Genomic DNA, 18,419 nt, shown 5'->3' on the forward strand with positions numbered 1-18,419 from the left:
CATTCTTTGCAGCACATAGCGGTGATACCGCGTCGGGCGACGGATAGACCCCCTGATGTGTGGTTCGTCGGGACAGGCCGGTCCAACGGTGCGGCACACATCCACGGTGTGGCCGCCCGGCTGCGGCGGGTCCAGCGCGAGGCCGACGAGTGCGAGGCCGCACTCGTCGGCCTGGAGCGCGCCCATGCCGACATCCAGCGCCGGGTGGAGGAGACCGAGGCCGAGCTGGAGGAGCTGCGCCGCCGGCGGATCGACGCCTACGAGCGTTTCTGGACCACCCGCGAACAGCGCGACCGCGCCCGCCACGTTTCCCGGCGGCTGCGTCGGCGGCTGCAGCGTCTGCACCGCCGCCTGCGCCCCTTCGACGGCTGCGTCGGCGACTGAGGACGGCCCCGCACCTCCTCACACCGCCTCGGCGCCGCCCAGAGCGTCGTCGAGCGTCCACTGCACCCGGGTCGCGGCCTCTTGGAGCGCGCGCAGCGTGGCCTCGATCGCCGGGCGGCGCATGCTGGTGGCGCGCACCACGGCGCGTACCTCGCGCGCCGGGGCCTCGGGCAGGCGCCGGAAGGTGAGCCCCGACGTGCCGGCCCCCAGCGCGAGCGCGGGCACCGCGGCGATACCGATCCCCCGTGCCACCAGGCTGAGGATGGTGCCCTGGCCCTGGAACTCCCAGGCGGCCGCGGGAGCCCCGCCCAAGGCGGCGAACAGCTTGTCGGTGCCGATGCGCGAGGGCTCTCCGCTCGGCGCGGCGATCCAGGGCTCGTCCAGCAGCCGGTGCAGTTCGACCGGCCGCCGGGTGTCGGCCAGCGGATGGTCGGTCGGCAGTGCCAGGACGAGGGGATCGTGTAGCAGGTGCAGGTGGCGGAGCTTGCCCGCCCCGCTTTCGGGGCGGCGCCCCGACCAGTCGTCGATCACCGCGATGTCCACCTCCGCGGAGGAGACCTGGCGTGCTCCGGCCTCACCGACGCTCTGCCGCAGCACCAGCTGCATGCCCTCGTGCCGGCGCAGGCTCTGCGCCAGCAGGGGGGCGAACGCGACCGCGGCCGTGGGGAACGCCGTCACGGTGACCGTCCCCACGGCGACGTCGCTCTGCGCCGCCAGCACCGACTCCGCGGCCTCGACCATGGCCAGGATCTGCTCGGCGTGCACGACCAGCAGGCGGCCGCTGTCGGTCAGCTCGGCGCTGCGCGCGGTACGGTCCAGCAGCGGCGTTCCCGCTTGGCGCTCCAGTGCCGACAGCTGCTGCGAGACCGCCGAAGGCGTGTAGCCCAGGGCCTCGGCGGTGCCGGCGATGGTGCCCTGCTCCGCGAACTCCTTGAGTAGTTGCAGCCTCCGCAGATCAAGCATAAGGACATCTTACTCTCTGCATCGCAAAGAGCCGCTTGTGGTGATGGACGGAAGTGGGCAGGGTGAACTGTGGAACCGGGTGCACACGCACCACGGCACCCACTTACGCGACTCGCACCTATGCGGAGCTGATCACTTCATGTCTGTCACCGTGTCCGCGACCCTCGCCGTTAACGAGGCACTCGCCGAGAAGCGGCGCCGCGGGCTTCCCGTACTGCCGCTGGGATTCGGCGAGGCGGGATTACCCGTACACCCCGCCATGCGGGAGGCCCTGGCCGCGGGAGGTGACAAGAACGCCTACGGGCCCGTCGCCGGAGCCGCCGAACTGCGCGACGCCGCCGCCGGATACTGGCAGCGCCGCGGCCTGCCCACCGACCCCGACCTGGTGGTGGCCGGACCCGGCAGCAAGCCGCTCCTCTACAGCCTGCTGCTGAGCCTGGGCGGCGACACCGCCGCCGCCGCGCCGAGCTGGGTCAGCTACGCCGCCCAGGCGCACCTGGCCGGCTACCGGTGCCTGCAGATCCCCACGGCTCCCGCTCAGGGCGGGGTACCCCAGCCGGAGTTGCTGGCCGCGGCGGTGGGCCGGGCACGCGCCCAGGGCCGCGACGTGCGCTCGGTGATCGTGACCGCCCCCGACAACCCCACCGGGACGCTGGCCTCCGAGGCGACGGTGCGCCGCCTCGCCGAGACGGCCCGCGAGCTGGGCCTGGTCGTCATCTCCGACGAGATCTATCGCGACCTCGTCCACAACGACGGCGAACGCGTCCACAGCGCCGCCGAGTTCGCCCCCGAACGCACCGTGGTCTCCACCGGCCTCAGCAAGAACCTGGCGCTGGGCGGCTGGCGGCTGGGCGTCGTCCGGCTGCCCGACAGCGACCTCGGCCGCTCCCTGCGCGCCGACCTCCTCGGGGTCGCCAGCGAGATCTGGTCCAGCCCCGCAGCCCCCATCCAGCAGGCGGCGGCCTACGCCTTCACCGAGCCCCGCGAACTCACCGCGCACATCCGCCGCAGCGCCCGGCTGCACGGCACGGTCGCGCGCGCCGCGGCCGACCGCTTCGCCGCGGCGGGCGCCATGGCCGCGGCCCCTCAGGCCGCCTTCTACTCCTATCCCGACCTGGAGGCGTGGCGCGATCATCTGGCCCGCCGGCACGGCGTCACCACCGGCGCCGAACTGACCGGGCTGCTGCTGGAGGAGTACGGCGTGGGCGTGCTGCCCGGATCGGAGTTCGGCGACAGTCCGCACGCCCTGCGCATGCGGGTCGCCACGAGCCTGCTCTACGGCGAGACCGAGGACCAGCGCGCCACCGCCCTGGAGTCCGACGACCCGCTCGCGCTGCCCTGGATCGCCGACCACCTCGACCGGCTCAGCGAGGTTCTGGAACTGGTGGGGCCGCGCGAGGCCCCCGAGGACGGTGCCGGGCCGCCGACCGCCGCGGCGCGGTGCGACTGAGCGACCGCCGCAGCCTGTGCGCGCGCACACCTCGGGCGTGTGCGCGCGCGACGGGCGGGGAGCGGGGCCCCGGTCGTTGCGGAAGGGCCGGGCCCGCACCCCGCCGCGGGACAGCGTAACGCCGCCTCAGTTGCGCACCGGAACCCGGGGCTCCACCTGTTGGGGCGCGATCACCGAACGGTAGTGGTCCAGCAGCTGATCGCCGACGACCTCCCAGGTCCGCGACTCCACCGCGGGCCGGGCGGCGGCGGCCATGCGCCTTCGCAGCGCGCCGTTGTGGATCAGTCGGCCCAGCGCGACGCGCAGTTCACGCACGGAGGCCGGGTCGAACAGCAGCCCGTTGCCCTCGTGCTCGACCAGGTCCAGCGGCCCGCCCGCCGCCGGAGCCACCACCGGCACCCCCGAGGCCAGGGCCTCCTGGATCGCCTGGCAGAAGGTCTCGTCGGCGCCGGTGTGTACAAACACGTCCAGCGCCGCGTAGAGGCGGGAGAGGTCCGTGCCGGTGCGCTGGCCGGTGAACACCGCAGAGGGGATCCTGCGGCGCAGGCGTGCACGGTCGGGACCGTCGCCGACGACCACCAGCCGCGCGCCGCGCAGCCGAGCCGCATGGGCCAGCAGGTCCACGCGCTTGTCCTTGGACAACCGGCCGATGTAGCCGACCAGCACCTCGCCGTCGGGGGCCAGCCGCCGGCGCAGCTCCTCGTCGCGGTGGCGCGGATGGAACCGCTCGGTGTCCACACCGCGCTGCCACAGGCTCAGCCGGGGGAAACCGTGTCCGGCGAGCGCGCGCCGGGTTGCGGAGGAGGGCACAAGAGTGCGGTCGACGGCGGCGTGGATCTGGCGCAGCAGCGGCCAGAGGGCCTCCGCGCCGGGCACCCCGTGCCGAGCGGCGAAGCCCGGCAGGTCGGTCTGGTAGACCGCCACCGTGGGCAGCGCCAGCGGGCGGGCGACCTCGACGGCGGCGTTGCCCAGCAGTACGGGCGAAGCCAGGTGCACGACATCGGGGGCGAAGGCCCGCAGGGCGGCCATCACCAGCCGCCGCGAGGGCAGGCCCACCGCGAACGTGCGGTACCCGGGCAGCGGCACGCTGGGCAGCCGCACCACGGGGAAGCCCGCGTAGGTGGCCGGCCCCGTCCCGGGCGCGAGGATGAGGGCCTCGTGGCCGCGTGCGCGCAAGTGGTCGGCCACGCGGCAGACCGAGTTGGTCACGCCGTTGACCTGGGGCAGGAAGGACTCGGTCACGAGCGCCACGCGCAACGGGCGGGCGGGGGCGGAACTGGGGGATGGGTACAGCGGATGCATGCGGCTCTCCCGGTTTCGGGACTGCTCCTGAGCAGCACGGTAGGCACGGCGCGTGAACCCGTGCGGACCGCAGGCGAACGACCGGTCGACACTCAGCCGCCGGGAATGCGACGCGCCGCCTGCGCTCAGCCGTCCACCGCCGTATGATCTGCCACTGTCGCCCCGAACCCCTGCAGAGGAGCCGCGATGACCCTGGTCGAATGGGCGCAGCAGGTCTGCGCCGAACTGGAGTTGAACGACGAGATCGGCAAGGCCGACGTCGACCGCATCCTCGACCTCGCTAAGGACGCCGCCCACTCGGTGGCCCGGCCCGCGGCCCCGCTGACCACCTACCTGCTCGGCATCGCGGTGGGCCGGGGCGCCGATCCCGCCCAGGCGGCGTCGGCGCTGGCGGCGCTGGCCCGCGAGCACGCCGACGGATCCTCCGAGGACGGCTGATACTCGCAGGTCATATCACTGAAACACGGTGCAGGCGCAACCACTGTGTGGAGCAACCGTGATGCCGACGTGACGAAACGGTGTGACTCTGTCTCTGCGCTGATTCACGTTCGCGCAACCGCGCCGCGCCACCTGCCGCCGTCGCCGCGCCGCACACGGCGGGATACGTAGCGGCGGGCAGCGTTCCCGGATCCGATCGATAGGGAGTCCTTCATGTCAGCCCTCCAGGACATCCTGGGTCAAATCTCCTCGGTGGTGTGGGGGCCGTTCGTCCTCATCCCGCTGCTGCTGTTCACAGGCGTCTTCTTGACGGTGCGGCTGCGGCTGCTGCAGTTCCGGGTGCTGTTCCACGCACTCTGGCTCGCGCTGTTCCGCCGCAAGGAGTTCCGCTCCTCCGAGGGCGACATCTCGCATTACCAGGCACTGAGCACGGCGCTCGCCGCGACCGTCGGTGTGGGCAACATCGCGGGTGCCGCGCTGGCGATCGGCGCGGGCGGCCCCGGCGCGCTGTTCTGGATGTGGGTGGTCGGCCTGGTCGGCATGGCCACCAAGTACAGCGAGGCGCTGCTGGGTGTGAAGTTCCGCCGCAAGGACGCGCACGGCGAGCAGAGCGGCGGACCGATGTTCTACCTGCGCCGCGGCCTGCCCGGCGGACTCGGCCTGGTGCTGGGCGGCGCCTTCGCCGTCTTCGGCGCCATCGCCTCCTTCGGTATCGGCAACGGCACCCAGGCCAACACGGTCGCGCAGCAGCTCGAGTCGGTGTGGGCGGTTCCCGACTGGGTGACCGGGCTGCTCCTCGTCGTCCTCGCCGGCGCCGTGATCATCGGCGGCATCAAGAGCATCGGCCGGTTCGCCGCGGCCGTGGTGCCGATCATGGTCGTCCTGTACATCGCCCTCACGCTGCTGGTGCTGGTGGTCAACGCCGGCGCGCTGCCCGGCGCCCTTGCGCTGGTGTTCACCGAAGCGTTCACCGGGGCCTCCGCGGCCGGCGGCCTGCTCGGGTCGGCGCTGCTGTTCGCCATCCAGCAGGGCGTGGCGCGCGGCATCTTCTCCAACGAGTCCGGCCTGGGCACCGGCGGTATCGCCGCCGCCTCGGCCAAGACCGACCAGCCCGTGCGCCAGGCCATGGTCTCGATGACCCAGACCTTCATCGACACCATCATCGTCGTCACCATGACCTGCATGGTCATCATCGTCACCGGCGCCTGGCAGGCCCAGGACGCCGAGGACGGCTCGCTGCTGACCTCGCAGGCGGTCTCGGACGGCCTGTCGACGCTCTCCCCGGCGCTGGCCCCCGTCGGCGCCTACAGCATCGCCATCGCCGTGGCGGTCTTCGCCTTCACCACCATCGTGGGCTGGTCCTACTACGGCGAGCGCTGCATCGACTTCCTGATCGGGCGCAAGGGCGTGCTGCCGTTCCGCATCGTCTTCGTCGCGGTGGTGTTCGTGGGCGCGACCGTGCCGCTGGACCTGATCTGGTCCTTCAGCGACATCGCCAACGGCCTCATGGCGCTGCCCAACCTCGTGGGGCTGCTGCTGCTGTCGGGCGTGGTGGTCGCCGAGACGAAGCGGTACTTCGCCAACCCCGACTGGAAGAACCCCGAGGCGCAGCTGCCGAAGGTCTACGAGTCGGAGACCTGAGCCCGCGGGGGGCCGGGTGCGCCTGGCCCCAGCCCCGCTTCGGCGACGGCGCCGACGATGTGAAGGGGGGCTTCCCGCCGCGGCGGGAAGCCCCCCTTGCTCGTGGTCTGGCGGGCTCCTAGGCGTCGCGTGCGCCGTCGCCCCACCAGTGGTGGAAGTGGTGCACGGGGCCCTTGCCGCGGCCGGCGTCGAGCTCGTCGGCGTGGCGCAGCGCCTCGGTCAGGTAGTCCTTGGCGTCGCGCACGGCCTCGGAGTAGTTGCGCCGCTGCGGGCGCAGCGCCGCGATCGCGGAGGACAGGGTGCAGCCGGTGCCGTGGGTGTTGCGGGTGGCGATGCGCTCGGCGGAGAACGTCTCGGTCACGCCGTCGGTGCCCACCAGCAGGTCGGTGCTGCTCTGCCCGCTGAGGTGGCCGCCCTTGAGCAGGACGCGCTTGGCGCCCAGCTCCATCAGCCGCTCGGCCTGCTCGCGCATGGAGGAGAGGTCGTGGCGCTCGTTCTCGTCGAGCAGCGCGGCGGCCTCGGGCAGGTTCGGCGTGATGAGGTCGGCGCGCGGCACCAGGTCGGCCCGGACCGCGTCGACGGCCTCGGCCGCAAGCAGCCGGTCGCCGCTCTTGGCCACCATCACCGGGTCCAGCACCACATGCGGCAGCTCGTGGGCGTCCAGGGCCTTGACCACGGCCCGGATCACCCCGGTGTCGGCCAGCATGCCGATCTTGACCGCGTCCACCCGGGCGTCGGTCAGCAGCGTGTCGAGCTGGCGGCTGACGAACTCCGGCGGGACCTCCTGCACACCCGCCACGCCGACGGTCGACTGGGCGGTCAGCGCGGTGATGACGGTCATCCCGTAGCCGCCCAGGGCCGAGAACGTCTTGAGGTCCGCCTGGACACCGGCTCCGCCGCTGGGGTCGCTGCCGGCGATGGACAGGATGTTGCAGGTGCTCACGTGCGTTCCTTCGCTGCTACGGGCCGGTCGGGTGCGCGGGCCGCCGGCGGTCCTCCACGCGCCGCGTGGGAGCCGGCGCGCGGCGGCCGGAAACGCGGCGCCCGGCCGCGCTCCCGTCCCGGGTCGTACCCGCCTGCGCGCCTCCCACATGCTGCTCCGGCCCAGAAACGGACCCGATCACATCACGATCCGTCGGCTCCGAGGTCACATCCGCCCGCCGGGCCCGGACGCGGGCGCCGAGTCCGGCGCCGTGCCCTGCCCGTCCGAGGCACCGGTGCGGGCGCGCACCGCCCGCTCGATCAGGATCACCGCGACGACCGTCGCGAAGCCCCCGGCCATCAGGGCCGTCGTCACCGCGACGTCGCCCTCGGGGGCGAGGAGGGTGCGGTCCTCGTCCTGCCACGGCCACAGGGCCCGCAGCGACCCCGCCAGCAGCCCGGTGAGCACCACCAGCGTGATGTGGTGGTGGCGCTCCAGCAGCAGCTGCAGCAGCTTGACGAAGAACGCCAGACCGATGACCGCGCCCGCCAGGAACAGGCCCAGGTAGCCGAAGTCGCGTTCGGAGACCGCGCTCATGGTGGAGGTGTACAGGCCCAGGGTGAGCAGGATGAACGAGCCGGAGACGCCCGGCAGCACCAGCGCGCAGATCGCCACGGCGGCGGCCGCCATGATGATCAGCGGATTGGGCTCGACGTGGGCCGGCGGCAGGCCGGTCAGCACGAAGGCGGCCGCCGCGGCCGCCAGCGCCAGCAGGTAGTGCCCGGCTTTCCACGAGCGGCCGGAGGCGGTGTAGGGCACCCACAGCGACGCCAGCACCAGCCCGAAGAAGAACGCGTAGGAGAGCTGCTCCTCGGCTTCGACGACGGGGGCCAGGAACGACGCCGCGAGCAGAGCGGCGCAGACCATGCCGACGAGCACCGCGATGACCGCCGGCCAGTCCGCCTTGGCGAATTCGGTGCGGGCGCGGAGAAGACCGCGGCCCTTCACCACGTCCACGGCACCCAGGCGCACCCCGCTGACGGCGTGGCCGGCGGAGGTGATCAGGGTCGTGTAAATGCCCACGATGAGCGCGATGGTGCCGCCGCTGACACCGGGCACCGCTTCGGCAGTGCCGATCAGGGCGCCGCGGACGACGTTCACTATGTGCGTACCGACTGTCTTGGCCATGACTCCGGTTTCGTCTGGTCGAGGTGCGGGGGGCTGCGGCAGCCGAAGGCGCCGGGTGCATCCGGGTGATCGGCTGGGAGTGGTTCGAGTCTAGGGCGCCTCGGCAGCGGCGTGCGGCGGTGAGCAGCCGCGAAAAGTGCCGTGAAGCCGACGATCGGGCCTTCTCGGGCGGCCGTGCCGCCCGACGGGGCCCGCGACCGGAGGCGGTGGCGGGCGCCCGCGGCCGCTCAGTCCCGCACGGACAGCGGCGCGGGATCGCCGACGGCGGGTGCGGCCGCTGCGGTCCACTCCGGCGCGGCAGCGGAGCCGGACCCGGCGCCGCCGAATCCGGCCGAGCCCGCGGGCGCACCGCCGCCCGGCAGCTGCGCGGCGCCGGCGCGGTCCGCGGCGGAGGCGTTCTCGGCGGTGGGTCCGGGAGCGGGCTCGTCCTCGATGAGCACGCTGGAGAGGTACTCCACCAGCAGCGGGGCGACGATCAGCGTTATCAGCCCGATGACGAGCGACACCAGGATCCGCACCCAGCCGCGCCCGAAGTGCTTGGCGTCCGGCGACAGCCCTCCCGAGGCGGCCATATGGGCGGGAGCCGCCGCCGAGAGGCGGCCGCCGGGTGGAGTGGGGATCACTCCGACCGGCGAAAGCCCGCCCGAGACGTCGAGCTGGGTGGGGGTCAGGTCGTCGGTGCCCGACCCGCTGATCACCCGCGCCAGCGCCGCGTCCAGGGCGGGCCCGCCGAGCCGGTGCTCCGGGTCGGACTGCAGCATCCCGTTGAGGACGGGCCGCAGGCCACCGGCGCGCTGCGGCGGGTCGGGCGGGTCTTCGAGCGGTGCCGCCAGCCGGGCGGCCGTGGTCGCACGCTCGAACGCCGAGCGGCCCTCGACCGCGAAGTAGAGCGTCGCCCCCAGCGACCAGACGTCGGCCGCCGCGGACATGACGTTGCTGCGCAGCCGCTCCGGCGCGACGTAGCCGGGCGAGCCCGGCAGTCGGCCGGTGAGTGTCAGTTTGTCCTCGGAGTCCGAGACCGCGATACCGAAGTCGGAGAGCATGGCGCGCCCGTCCGGCAGCAGCATCACGTTGGCCGGCTTCACGTCCCGGTGCACGACGCCGTCGCGGTGCGCGGTGTCCAGCGCGGCGAAGATCTGGCGGCCGATCTCGGCGGTGCGCCGCGGCGACAGCGGCCCCTCCTCGGCCACGACCTGGTCCAGCCCGCGGCCGCAGACGAGCTCCATGACGATCCACGGGCGCCCGCCCTCGCGGACGACGTCGTGGATCGTCACGATGCCGGGGTGGGTGCTGAGCCCGGCGCAGATCCGCGCCTCCCGCATCGTGCGGGCGAGCAGCTCCTCGCGCTTGCCGTCCTCCAGTTCGGGGGCGACCCGCACCTCCTTTACGGCCACCAGCCGGTGCAGCAGGCCGTCCTCGGCGCGCCAAACGGTGCCCATGCCGCCGTGGCCGATCGGTTCGAGCAAGCGGTAGCGGTCGGCGAGTACCTGGGGGGCCATGTCCACAGACCTTAGCGTTCGCCGGGCTCCGGTGTGGATCGCCCGCGTATTACCGGTTGGACACGGCATGCGGTCTCCGCGCACGCAGCGGCGTATGTGCGCAGGTCGAGGTCGGTGCGCGACCGGTGCGCCGCGGAACCGGCGCCCTCAGGCGGACGGCGGGTGCCGCATCGTGCCGTCGGGTTCGGCGGAAGGCGCGGCGGGGGTGCGCACCACCTCCGCCGCCCAGCGGTAGTCCTGCTTGCCCACCGCGGTGCGGCGGACATGCTCGACGACGTGCAGGGCGCGGGGGATCTTGAAGCCCGCCAGGTGCTCCCGGCAGTACTCGCGCAGCTCCTCGGCGCCGGGGGCGCCGCACGCGGCGGGCGCCACGATGGCCGCGACCCGGCGGCCCAGCGCCTCGTCGGGGGCGCCCACCACGATGGCGTCGGCGACGCCGGGGTGGGACTTCACGACCGCCTCCACCTCCTCGGCGAAGACCTTCTCGCCGCCGGTGTTGACGACCGCCGAGCCGCGACCCAGCAGCGTGACGGTGCCGTCTTGGGCGACGGTGCCGTAGTCGCCGGAGAGCACCCAGCGTCGCCCGTCGGGATCAACCGGAAAGGTGCGCGCGGTCAACTCCGGGTCGTTGTGGTAGCCCAACGGGATGCGGCCGGTCCGCGCGATCCGGCCGATGCACCGGGAACCCGGCGGCAGGGGCCGCAGGTGCTCGTCCAGCACCGCCACGCTCCCGCCCATCGCGAACCGGGCCGCTCGGGACTCGGGCGCGTCCGCCGCCCCGCACACGCCGGTCTCCGAGCCGCCGTAGCTGTCGTTGACCGCGATCCGCGGCCGCCAGTTCCGCCACATCTGTTGCACCTGCGGCGTCAGCGGGGTTCCGCCGGAGGTCAGGGCGGCCAGGTCGGGGCAGCGCTCGGGCGTGCCGGCCAGTCGGCGCGCCAGCGGGCGGGCCATCGTGTCGCCGACCACCTGGATCGTGTGCACACGCTCGGCCTCGGCCAGGGCCAGGACCCGCTCGGCGTCGAACTCGCGATCGGCGGACAGCACCACGGTGCCGCCGGCGAAGAGGGCGGACAGCGCGTTCCACTGGCCGGCGGCGTGCATCAGCGGCCCCAGCACCAGCATCCGCCTCGGCCGCCGCTCTCGTGCGCGCCGGGCGACCTCCTCCGGGCTCGCGGCCCGCGGACGGCCGCGGCCGCGCCGCTCCAGGGCCGCGCGGAACAGGTCCGCCTGGCGCCAGACCACCCCCTTGGGCAGCCCCGTGGTTCCTCCGGTGTAGAGCAGGTAGTGCGCTTCACCGCCGCTCGCCGGCAGGGGAGCGGCGGCGCCGCCCGCCCCCGCGGCCGCAGCGGTGTAATCGGCGGCGCGCGGTGCGGACCCGGCGGCCCGGGTCTCCCACGCGGCCGCAGCGGTACCGTCGTCGACGAGCACGACGTGCCCCAAGGCGGGCAGGTCGGCACCGCCGCCTTCGTCCAGCAGGCGGGCGGCGTGCGCCCGCTCGGCGACCAGGGCGGCGCAGCCGGAGTCGGCGAGCACGTACTCCAGTTCCGAGCGGATGTAGCGCTGATTGAGGTTGACCGGTACCGCGCCGGCCCGCAGCACGCCGAAGAACGCCTCCAGCCACTCGACCCGGTTGCGGCTCAGCAGTGCGACACGGGCACCCGGCGCGGTGCCCGCGGCGAGCAGGTGCCCGGCCAGCCGGTCGGCGCGGGCGTCGAGTTCGGCATAGGTGCGGCGCCGCCCGCCGCCCACGAGGGCGGTGCGCTCCGGCACGGCCGCGGCGACGGCCCGCAGCAGCCCCGCGAGCGTGAGGCGCCGCTCACCGGCGCCCGGGCGGATGTCGGCCCGCCCGCGCCCGCCCGGAGCGGCCGCGGAACGGCGGGCCCGTGGTGTGCGCTCGGCTGTCTCCGTCATGGGTCCCCCAGATCGGCGGCTTACCCGTGAAATGCCATGGCGACCGATCATGCCCCTATGGGACGCATCACAGCAGGCCGGGGGTGGGGTTGCGCCGCCGGCCCGGATCGGCCGACCGCCCGCCCGCCCCCGCGGACGGGCTCCCACGGGTCCCGCCCGGCTCACGAGCCACCGCTGTGAGCGCTTCACGCTCGCGGAGAGCGGGTATCCATCGAGCGGCTAATCGATCAAGGGTGATCGGAGGAACCTGGATGAGCGAGACCCGCGCTCTGGGACCGCAGGAGGCCGGCGGAGATCCCGCCGGTGCAGTCGACTCGACCGCCGAGCACATCCGGCTGGCCGAGACCCACTCCGCACACAACTACGCCCCCCTGCCCGTCGTCATCGCCGAAGGCGAGGGCGCCTGGGTGACCGACGTCGAGGGCCGAAGCTACCTCGACTGCCTGGCCGGATACTCCGCCGTGAACTTCGGCCACCGCAACCCCGAACTCGTCGCGGCCGCCAAGCGCCAGCTGGACCGCGTCACACTGACCAGCCGAGCCTTCTACCACGACCGCTTCGCGCCGTTCGCCGCCGCCCTGGCCGGGCTCGCCGGCAAGGGCCGGGTGCTGCCGATGAACTCCGGCGCCGAGGCGGTGGAGACCGCCGTCAAGGTCGCCCGCCGATGGGCCTACGACGTCAAGGGCGTGCCTGCCGACCAGGCCACCATCGTCGTCGCCGGCGGCAACTTCCACGGACGCACCACCACCATCGTCTCCTTCTCCGACGATCCCGACGCCTACGGCGGCTACGGCCCCTACACCCCCGGGTTCCGCTCCGTCCCCTACGGCGACGCCGACGCGGTCGCCGAGGCCGTCGACTCCACCACCGCGGCCGTGCTCGTGGAGCCGGTACAGGGCGAGGCCGGTGTGATCGTGCCGCCGCCCGACTACCTGCCGCGGCTGCGCGAGCTCTGCGACCGCAACCGCGTACTGCTCATCGCCGACGAGATCCAGTCGGGCCTGGGCCGCACCGGAACCGTGCGCGCCTGCGAGCACACCGGGGTGGTCCCCGACGCCTACCTCTTCGGCAAAGCGCTGGGCGGCGGCATCCTGCCGGTGTCGGCGATGGTCGCCGACGAGGACGTGCTGGGTGTCGTCAAACCCGGCCAGCACGGCAGCACCTTCGGCGGCAACCCCATGGCCTGCGCCATGGGTTCCGAGGTGGTGCGGATGCTGCGTGAGGGCCCCTACCTCGGCGACGCGCGGCGGCTGGGCGAGGTGCTGCGCACCCGGCTCAAGGAGCTGGAGGGCAGCGGCGCCGTCGCCACCCGCTGCATCGGCCTGTGGGCGGGCGTCGACGTTGCGCCGGAGCTGGCCACCGGGCGGCGGATGTGCGAGCTGCTGGCCGAGCGCGGCGTCCTCGTCAAGGACACCCACGGCTCCACGATCCGGTTGTCGCCGCCGCTGGTGATCTCCGAGGACGACCTGAACCGGGCACTCGACCAGGTTGCCGCGGTGCTGCACGACCTGGGCGCGACGCGCGCCTGATCCCGCCGGGATCCGGCCTGCCGTCCCCCTGCCGGCCGCCGCCCGGTCGGCACGGGGACGGCACCGGTGCGGGCCTCAGTCCAGTTCGCCCGCCAGTACCTCCGGGCTGGCGTTGTCCAGAGTCTCCTGCGCGGCGTACAGCGCCCGGTCCGGTCCCTCCTCCAACCGCTGCAGGACCTGCTCGGAGAACGCCCTGTGCCCGCGGGCGTTGGGGTGGAAGGTGCCGTGGTCGACCCGGACGCCGTCGGCGAAGTCGCCCAGCAGCACACCGTTGAGCCACGGCTTCTCGGAGCCGATCTCGTGCCCCTTCAACGCGTCGTACATCCGCACGTACTCCACACTGCCGGTCTGGCGGTCCTCGACGATCCCGGCGTCCAGCTCGGCCGTGCTCTGCCGCACCTGCTTGTTGAACCGCTTGAGCATGTGGTTCAACCACTCCTGGTCGTGGGGCGCCAGGGTGTAGTACATCCCCTCGGGATCGGTGGGGAAGAGCCGCGGATAGCCCACAACCAGGATGCGCGCGTCGGGCGCGCGCTCGCGGATCTCGTCGACGATGTCCTCGAAGGTGGAGTCGAACGCCCGCATATTCCGCTCGATGCGCTCCTCCTGGTCGCTGCACGCGGTGGTCTCCATCAGCGGCACGCGCAGCATGCACTTCTTCAGGATCGTGGTGAACCCGAGGTCGTTGCCGCCGATGCCGATGGTGACCAGCGAAGTGTGCGCGGTCACCCGCCCGATCTGCGACTTCGTCTCGCCCAGCGACTGCAGCATGGCTTCGCCGCGCTGGCGGCTGCACGCGAAGAACCCCAGCTGACCGGAGAAGTCGAAGGAGTCCGCCACGCGCTCGGGGTAGGCGTTGGCCGAGCGCCGGCATCCGCCCGAGGCGGCCGTGCCCTCGGCGTACTCGCCCGCGCCCTCGCCCGAGGAGTACGAGTCGCCCAAGGCGATGTAGTTGCCCCAGGTGGCCGCCTCCTCGGGGGTCAGGCGCTCGCGCCAGCCCGATGCGCCGTCGTAGTCGCGGCGGGGGTCCTCCAGGCGCGAGCAGCCCTGGCCGGTGACCTCGCACCAGGCGTCGAGCACACCCTCGCGGGTCACCGGTACCAGCATGACGGCGACGCACACCAGAACCGCGGAGGCCACCGCGGCGCTGACAAGCCGAGTCCGCCGGCTGGTATCGGGGATGCGCACCGTTCGATCTGCCTCCCGTTCTCAGCGCTTCCGCGGCCGTGCGGTCCCGGGGCCCACGCCGCGAGGCGAGGCTTCGGGACCACCGTCCACAGCATGCAGGCTACCCGGAGGGCGAAAACCCCACAGTGGCGAAGGCGCATGCCGGGCACCGCGGAAGGGGGCGGGAGCGGCCCTCGACAGGCGCGGACGGCCGCGCCCGGTGCGGGGACGCCTCAGCGCGCGCCGCCGGTCGGCCCCGTCGCGGCGATCACTTCCACCGCCCGCTCCACCTGCACATCCGTCAGGTCCGCATGCGCCGTGAGCCGGATCCGGGAGCGGCCGTCGGGCACCGACGGCGGCCGGAAGCAGCCCACAGCGACGCCGGCGGCGCGGCAGCGCTCGGCCCAGGCCACGGCCTCCCCGCGGGAGGGGGCGGCGACCGAGACGACGGCGGCATCCGGCCGGGTCGCGTCCAGCCCGGCCGCGTTCAGCCCTGCGGAGAGTCTGAGCGCGACAGACCGCAGCCGGCCGGGACGCTCCGGTTCGGCCCGCAGCAGCCGCAACGCGGCCAGCGCGCCGCCGGCGGCGGGCGGCGCCAGCCCGGTGTCGAAGACGAAGCTGCGGGCCGTCTCCACCAGATGCCGGACGAGGGCGCCCGGTCCCAGGACGGCTCCGCCCTGCGCGCCCAGCGACTTCGACAGCGTGACCGCCGCCGCCGCGCCCGGCGCACCGCGCAGTCCCGCCGCGGTCAGCGCGCCCGCGCCGCCTTCTCCGACGACGCCGAGCCCGTGCGCATCGTCCAGCAGCAGCGCGGCGCCGTCCTCGGCGCAGGCGCGAGCCAGGGCCGCGGTGTCGGTCAGGTCCCCGTCCACGGAGAACACGGTGTCGGTGAGCAGCATCCGGTGCTCGCGCCCCGCGTCGGCCAGGGCCGCCTCGGCCGCGGCGGTGTCGGCGTGGTCGAACAGCAGCACGCGCGTGCCCGCCGCCTTGGCCAGCCGCGCGGCGTCGATGAGGGAGGCGTGGTTGTTGCGGTCGCAGACCAGCGCCGCCGACGGGCCGGACAGGGAGGTGACCATGCCGAGGTTGGCGGTGTAGCCGGACGAGAACACCAGAGCCGCCTCTGTGCCGCAGAAGTCGGCGAGCTCGTCTTCGAGTTCGCGGTGGAGCATCGTGTCGCCGGTGACCAGGCGGGACCCGGTGGCGCCGGCGCCCCAGCGGCGCGCGGCGGCCGCGGCCGCCGCGGTCACGTCGGGGTGGCGGGCGAATGCGAGGTAGTCGTTGCCCGCCAGGTCGACGGTGCCCGCGCCGGGGTCCGCGGACCGGGGACGCAACCGCCGGGTCAGGCCCGCGGACGCGCGCTCGCGGGCCGCGTCGGCGAGCCGGTCGAACGGAGCGGGGCTCCGGGTCGCCATACCTCCTCCTCGTCGGCTCGTTCACTGGCTCCGGTGCGGCGCGGACGCGCCTGCCGTCGGCATGCCGCCGTCGCGGACTCGGTACCACAGGGGAGAGGTCACCGGAGGGGTCGGTCCGCCGACCCGCCGTACCCGCCTGTGCTCCGGCGTGTGACCGCGCAGACGGCCGCTCCCGCGGTGCCCGACTCGCCCGGCCGCCGCGCCACCGTCGCCGCGGCGGCCGGTACGTGAGAAGGGCCCCGCACCAGGGAAGCGCGCCCCTTCCCCGCGTCCGCCCGGCCGGCTACCGGGCGTCCGAGGCGGGGCCTGTGCCACTGTCACATCCGCACAGCCCGAGCGGATGTGCGGGAAGCGACAAAATTCGGCCCCGGAAAACTGGGCGGCCCGCCCTACTCGACGGGCGCGGCCCGTTGGCAGGATCACCGGGTATGACCAGCGCTGCTGAGGCCGTCGAAGTCGCCGAGAAAGGCAGGCGAGGGCGGTGAACCATCGGCCGAGCGAGTCTCTTGCGACGACTCCCCACTCCGACCCCGATCCGGCGTGGACGGCCCGCGTCGACCGCGAGCACCTGTGGCATCCCTACTCCGCGATCGGGCCCGCCGATCCGCCGTTCGTCGTCGTGGGCGCATCGGGCACGCGGCTGCGGCTGGCCGCGGCCGAAGGCGGCGCCGAGCACGAGGTCGTCGACGCCATGTCGTCGTGGTGGTCGGCGATCCACGGCTATGCCCACCCCGTGCTGGACGAGGCGGTGGCGAACCAGGCAGGCGCCTTCAGCCACGTCATGTTCGGCGGCCTCACCCACGGCCCCGCCGCCCGCCTCGCGCGAACCCTGGTCGAACTGTCCCCGGAGCCGCTGCGCCACGTCTTCCTCGCCGACTCGGGATCGGTGTCGGTGGAGGTGGCGCTGAAGATGTGCCTGCAGTACTGGCGCTCGGCCGGGCGCCCCGCCAAGCGGCGCGTCCTCACCTGGCGCGGCGGCTACCACGGCGACACCTTCCACGCCATGTCCGTGTGCGACCCCGAGGGCGGCATGCACGCGCTGTGGGGCGACGTGCTGCCCCGCCAGGTCTTCGCCGAGCAGCCGCCGCCCGGTTTCGGCGCCGCCCCCGACCCGGCCTACACCGCGCACCTGGAGGCGCTGGTGGCCGAGCACGCCGACGAGCTGGCCGCCGTCATCGTCGAACCCGTCGTGCAGGGCGCCGGCGGGATGCGCTTCCACAGCCCCGGCTACCTCGCCGAACTGCGCCGGATCACCGAACGGCACGACGTGCTGCTGGTCTTCGACGAGATCGCCACCGGCTTCGGCCGCACCGGTGAGCTGTTCGCCGCCGACCACGCCGGCGTCGCCCCCGACGTGATGTGCCTGGGCAAGGCGCTGACCGGCGGGTACCTGACGCTGGCGGCGACGCTGTGCACCACCCGGGTCGCCGAGGGCATCGCGCGCGGCGAGGTCCCGGTGCTGGCGCACGGCCCCACGTTCATGGGCAACCCCCTGGCCTGCGCGGTGGCCTCGGCCTCCGTCGGTCTGCTGACCACGGGCGACTGGCGGGGCCGCGTCGACCGCATCGCCCGGGAGCTGGAGGCGGGGCTGGCCCCGGCCCGGGAGGTGCCGGGGGTCGCCGATGTGCGGGTGCTCGGCGCGATCGGCGTCGTGCAGCTCGACGGCCCCGTGGACGTGCGCGCCGCCACCGCGGCCGCGATGGACGCCGGGGTGTGGCTGCGGCCGTTCCGCGACATGCTCTATACGATGCCGCCCTACATCTGCGACTCCGCCGACACCGCCCGTATCACCGGGGCGATGGTCGCCGCCGCCCGCGCGTGCGGGCCCGGGGAGGCCGCGCGGTGATCCTCGTCGTCGCCGGGACGGGCACCGGTGTCGGCAAGACCGCGGTCACCGCCGCCGTCGCCGCTGCGCACCGCGGCCGCACCGCCGTCCTCAAACCCGCGCAGACCGGCGCGGTGCCCGGCGAGGCGGGCGACGCCGACGAGGTGGCGCACCTGGTCCCCGGCACCGCGGTGTGCGAACTCGCCCGCTATCCCGACCCGCTCGCACCGGCCACCGCCGCCCGGCGCGTCGGCCGCGCGGGGGTGCGCGCCGCCGACGCGGCCGACGCTGCGCGCGCCCTCGCCCGCGAGAACGACCTGGTGCTGGTGGAGGGCGCCGGCGGCCTGCTGGTGCGGTTGCACGCCGCCGGCGACACCCTCGCCGACGTCGCGGCCGAACTGGGCGCCCCGGTGCTGCTGGTGGTCCGCGCAGGGCTGGGCACGCTCAACGACACCGCCCTGGCCGCCGAAGCCGTCGCCGCGCGCGGCCTGGCCTGCGCGGGTACGGTGATCGGCAACCTGGGCGTCCGGCCCGACCTGGCGGTACGCTGCAACCTCGCCGATCTGCCGGAGGTGTCGGGCCTGCCGCTGCTGGGGGCCCTGCCCGAAGGGGCGCCGGCCTGCCGGCCGCGGGCGTTCGCCGAGGTCGCGCAGGCTGCCCTGGCGCCCCCGCTGGGCGGCCGGTGGCGCGCGCCGCGGCGACCCGGCCGTGTGCCGGTGCCGGAGCCTGTAGTTAGATGATGGGCGTCACACCCGCCTGCCGGACCTGCGCGCCGGCGTGCAGCC

15 protein-coding genes are annotated in these 18,419 nt (G+C 74.1%); 7 read left to right on the plus strand and 8 right to left on the minus strand.

Annotated elements, in window-relative coordinates; translation table 11 throughout:
- Positions 1 to 57 precede the first annotated feature (57 nt).
- Positions 58 to 384 (plus strand): hypothetical protein, encoded by a 327-nt coding sequence (locus tag EKD16_RS06785; RefSeq protein ID WP_131097598.1) that lies wholly within the window; start codon positions 58 to 60, stop codon positions 382 to 384.
- 18 nt (positions 385 to 402) lie between these two features.
- Here EKD16_RS06785 and EKD16_RS06790 read toward each other — a convergent pair whose 3' ends face one another.
- Entirely contained in the window at positions 403 to 1,347 is a 945-nt protein-coding gene (locus tag EKD16_RS06790; RefSeq protein WP_131097599.1) for a LysR family transcriptional regulator, read from the minus strand.
- 139 nt (positions 1,348 to 1,486) lie between these two features.
- On the opposite strand from EKD16_RS06790, the gene EKD16_RS06795 reads away from it, so the two are divergent.
- The gene (locus EKD16_RS06795) at positions 1,487 to 2,797 is read left to right on the plus strand and encodes a pyridoxal phosphate-dependent aminotransferase (RefSeq protein ID WP_131097600.1); all 1,311 of its coding nucleotides are present in this window, start codon (positions 1,487 to 1,489) and stop codon (positions 2,795 to 2,797) included.
- A gap of 126 nt (positions 2,798 to 2,923) precedes the next feature.
- On the opposite strand, the gene EKD16_RS06800 is transcribed toward EKD16_RS06795, so the two are convergent.
- Positions 2,924 to 4,099, minus strand: coding sequence for a glycosyltransferase family 4 protein (locus EKD16_RS06800; RefSeq protein ID WP_131097601.1), 1,176 nt, complete (start codon positions 4,097 to 4,099; stop codon positions 2,924 to 2,926).
- A 186-nt stretch (positions 4,100 to 4,285) separates the two neighbouring features.
- Between EKD16_RS06800 and EKD16_RS06805 the strand changes: the two genes are divergently transcribed.
- Together EKD16_RS06805 and EKD16_RS06810 are read left to right on the plus strand one after the other, a co-directional pair.
- Complete coding sequence (locus EKD16_RS06805) at positions 4,286 to 4,537, plus strand: DUF6457 domain-containing protein (RefSeq protein ID WP_131097602.1); 252 nt, start codon at positions 4,286 to 4,288, stop codon at positions 4,535 to 4,537.
- A gap of 213 nt (positions 4,538 to 4,750) precedes the next feature.
- Positions 4,751 to 6,178 (plus strand): alanine/glycine:cation symporter family protein, encoded by a 1,428-nt coding sequence (locus EKD16_RS06810; RefSeq protein WP_131097603.1) that lies wholly within the window; start codon positions 4,751 to 4,753, stop codon positions 6,176 to 6,178.
- Positions 6,179 to 6,296: 118 nt separating this feature from the next.
- Here the strand turns inward: EKD16_RS06810 and thiD are convergent, their stop codons facing one another.
- From thiD to EKD16_RS06830, 4 genes are all read right to left on the minus strand, one after another.
- A complete protein-coding gene (gene thiD / locus EKD16_RS06815) occupies positions 6,297 to 7,121 on the minus strand; it encodes a bifunctional hydroxymethylpyrimidine kinase/phosphomethylpyrimidine kinase (protein ID WP_131097604.1) in 825 nt (274 codons plus the stop codon).
- 204 nt (positions 7,122 to 7,325) lie between these two features.
- On the minus strand, positions 7,326 to 8,288 hold the full coding sequence (locus EKD16_RS06820; protein ID WP_131097605.1) for a DUF368 domain-containing protein: 963 nt from the start codon (positions 8,286 to 8,288) through the stop codon (positions 7,326 to 7,328).
- Between the two features lie 227 nt (positions 8,289 to 8,515).
- Positions 8,516 to 9,787 carry a serine/threonine-protein kinase gene (locus EKD16_RS06825; RefSeq protein ID WP_165498512.1) on the minus strand — a complete coding sequence of 424 codons (1,272 nt, stop codon included), beginning with the start codon at positions 9,785 to 9,787 and terminating at the stop codon, positions 8,516 to 8,518.
- Between the two features lie 147 nt (positions 9,788 to 9,934).
- Complete coding sequence (locus EKD16_RS06830; RefSeq protein ID WP_131097607.1) at positions 9,935 to 11,701, minus strand: AMP-binding protein; 1,767 nt, start codon at positions 11,699 to 11,701, stop codon at positions 9,935 to 9,937.
- Between the two features lie 251 nt (positions 11,702 to 11,952).
- On the opposite strand from EKD16_RS06830, the gene rocD reads away from it, so the two are divergent.
- Positions 11,953 to 13,230: an ornithine--oxo-acid transaminase gene (gene rocD, locus EKD16_RS06835; protein WP_131097608.1), complete on the plus strand. Its 1,278-nt coding sequence runs from the start codon at positions 11,953 to 11,955 to the stop codon at positions 13,228 to 13,230.
- A gap of 75 nt (positions 13,231 to 13,305) precedes the next feature.
- Here the strand turns inward: rocD and EKD16_RS06840 are convergent, their stop codons facing one another.
- Together EKD16_RS06840 and EKD16_RS06845 are read right to left on the minus strand one after the other, a co-directional pair.
- Positions 13,306 to 14,370: an SGNH/GDSL hydrolase family protein gene (locus EKD16_RS06840; RefSeq protein ID WP_242677270.1), complete on the minus strand. Its 1,065-nt coding sequence runs from the start codon at positions 14,368 to 14,370 to the stop codon at positions 13,306 to 13,308.
- 260 nt (positions 14,371 to 14,630) lie between these two features.
- A complete protein-coding gene (locus EKD16_RS06845; protein ID WP_131097609.1) occupies positions 14,631 to 15,809 on the minus strand; it encodes an aminotransferase class I/II-fold pyridoxal phosphate-dependent enzyme in 1,179 nt (392 codons plus the stop codon).
- A 481-nt stretch (positions 15,810 to 16,290) separates the two neighbouring features.
- On the opposite strand from EKD16_RS06845, the gene EKD16_RS06850 reads away from it, so the two are divergent.
- Positions 16,291 to 17,655 (plus strand): adenosylmethionine--8-amino-7-oxononanoate transaminase, encoded by a 1,365-nt coding sequence (locus tag EKD16_RS06850; protein WP_131097610.1) that lies wholly within the window; start codon positions 16,291 to 16,293, stop codon positions 17,653 to 17,655.
- Positions 17,655 to 18,374 carry a dethiobiotin synthase gene (gene bioD / locus EKD16_RS06855; RefSeq protein WP_207391536.1) on the plus strand — a complete coding sequence of 240 codons (720 nt, stop codon included), beginning with the start codon at positions 17,655 to 17,657 and terminating at the stop codon, positions 18,372 to 18,374. The genes EKD16_RS06850 and bioD overlap by 1 nt, the downstream gene beginning before the upstream one ends.
- Positions 18,375 to 18,419: the final 45 nt, after the last annotated feature.

The organism is Streptomonospora litoralis, assembly GCF_004323735.1.
Classification (GTDB): Bacteria; Actinomycetota; Actinomycetes; order Streptosporangiales; family Streptosporangiaceae; genus Streptomonospora; species Streptomonospora litoralis.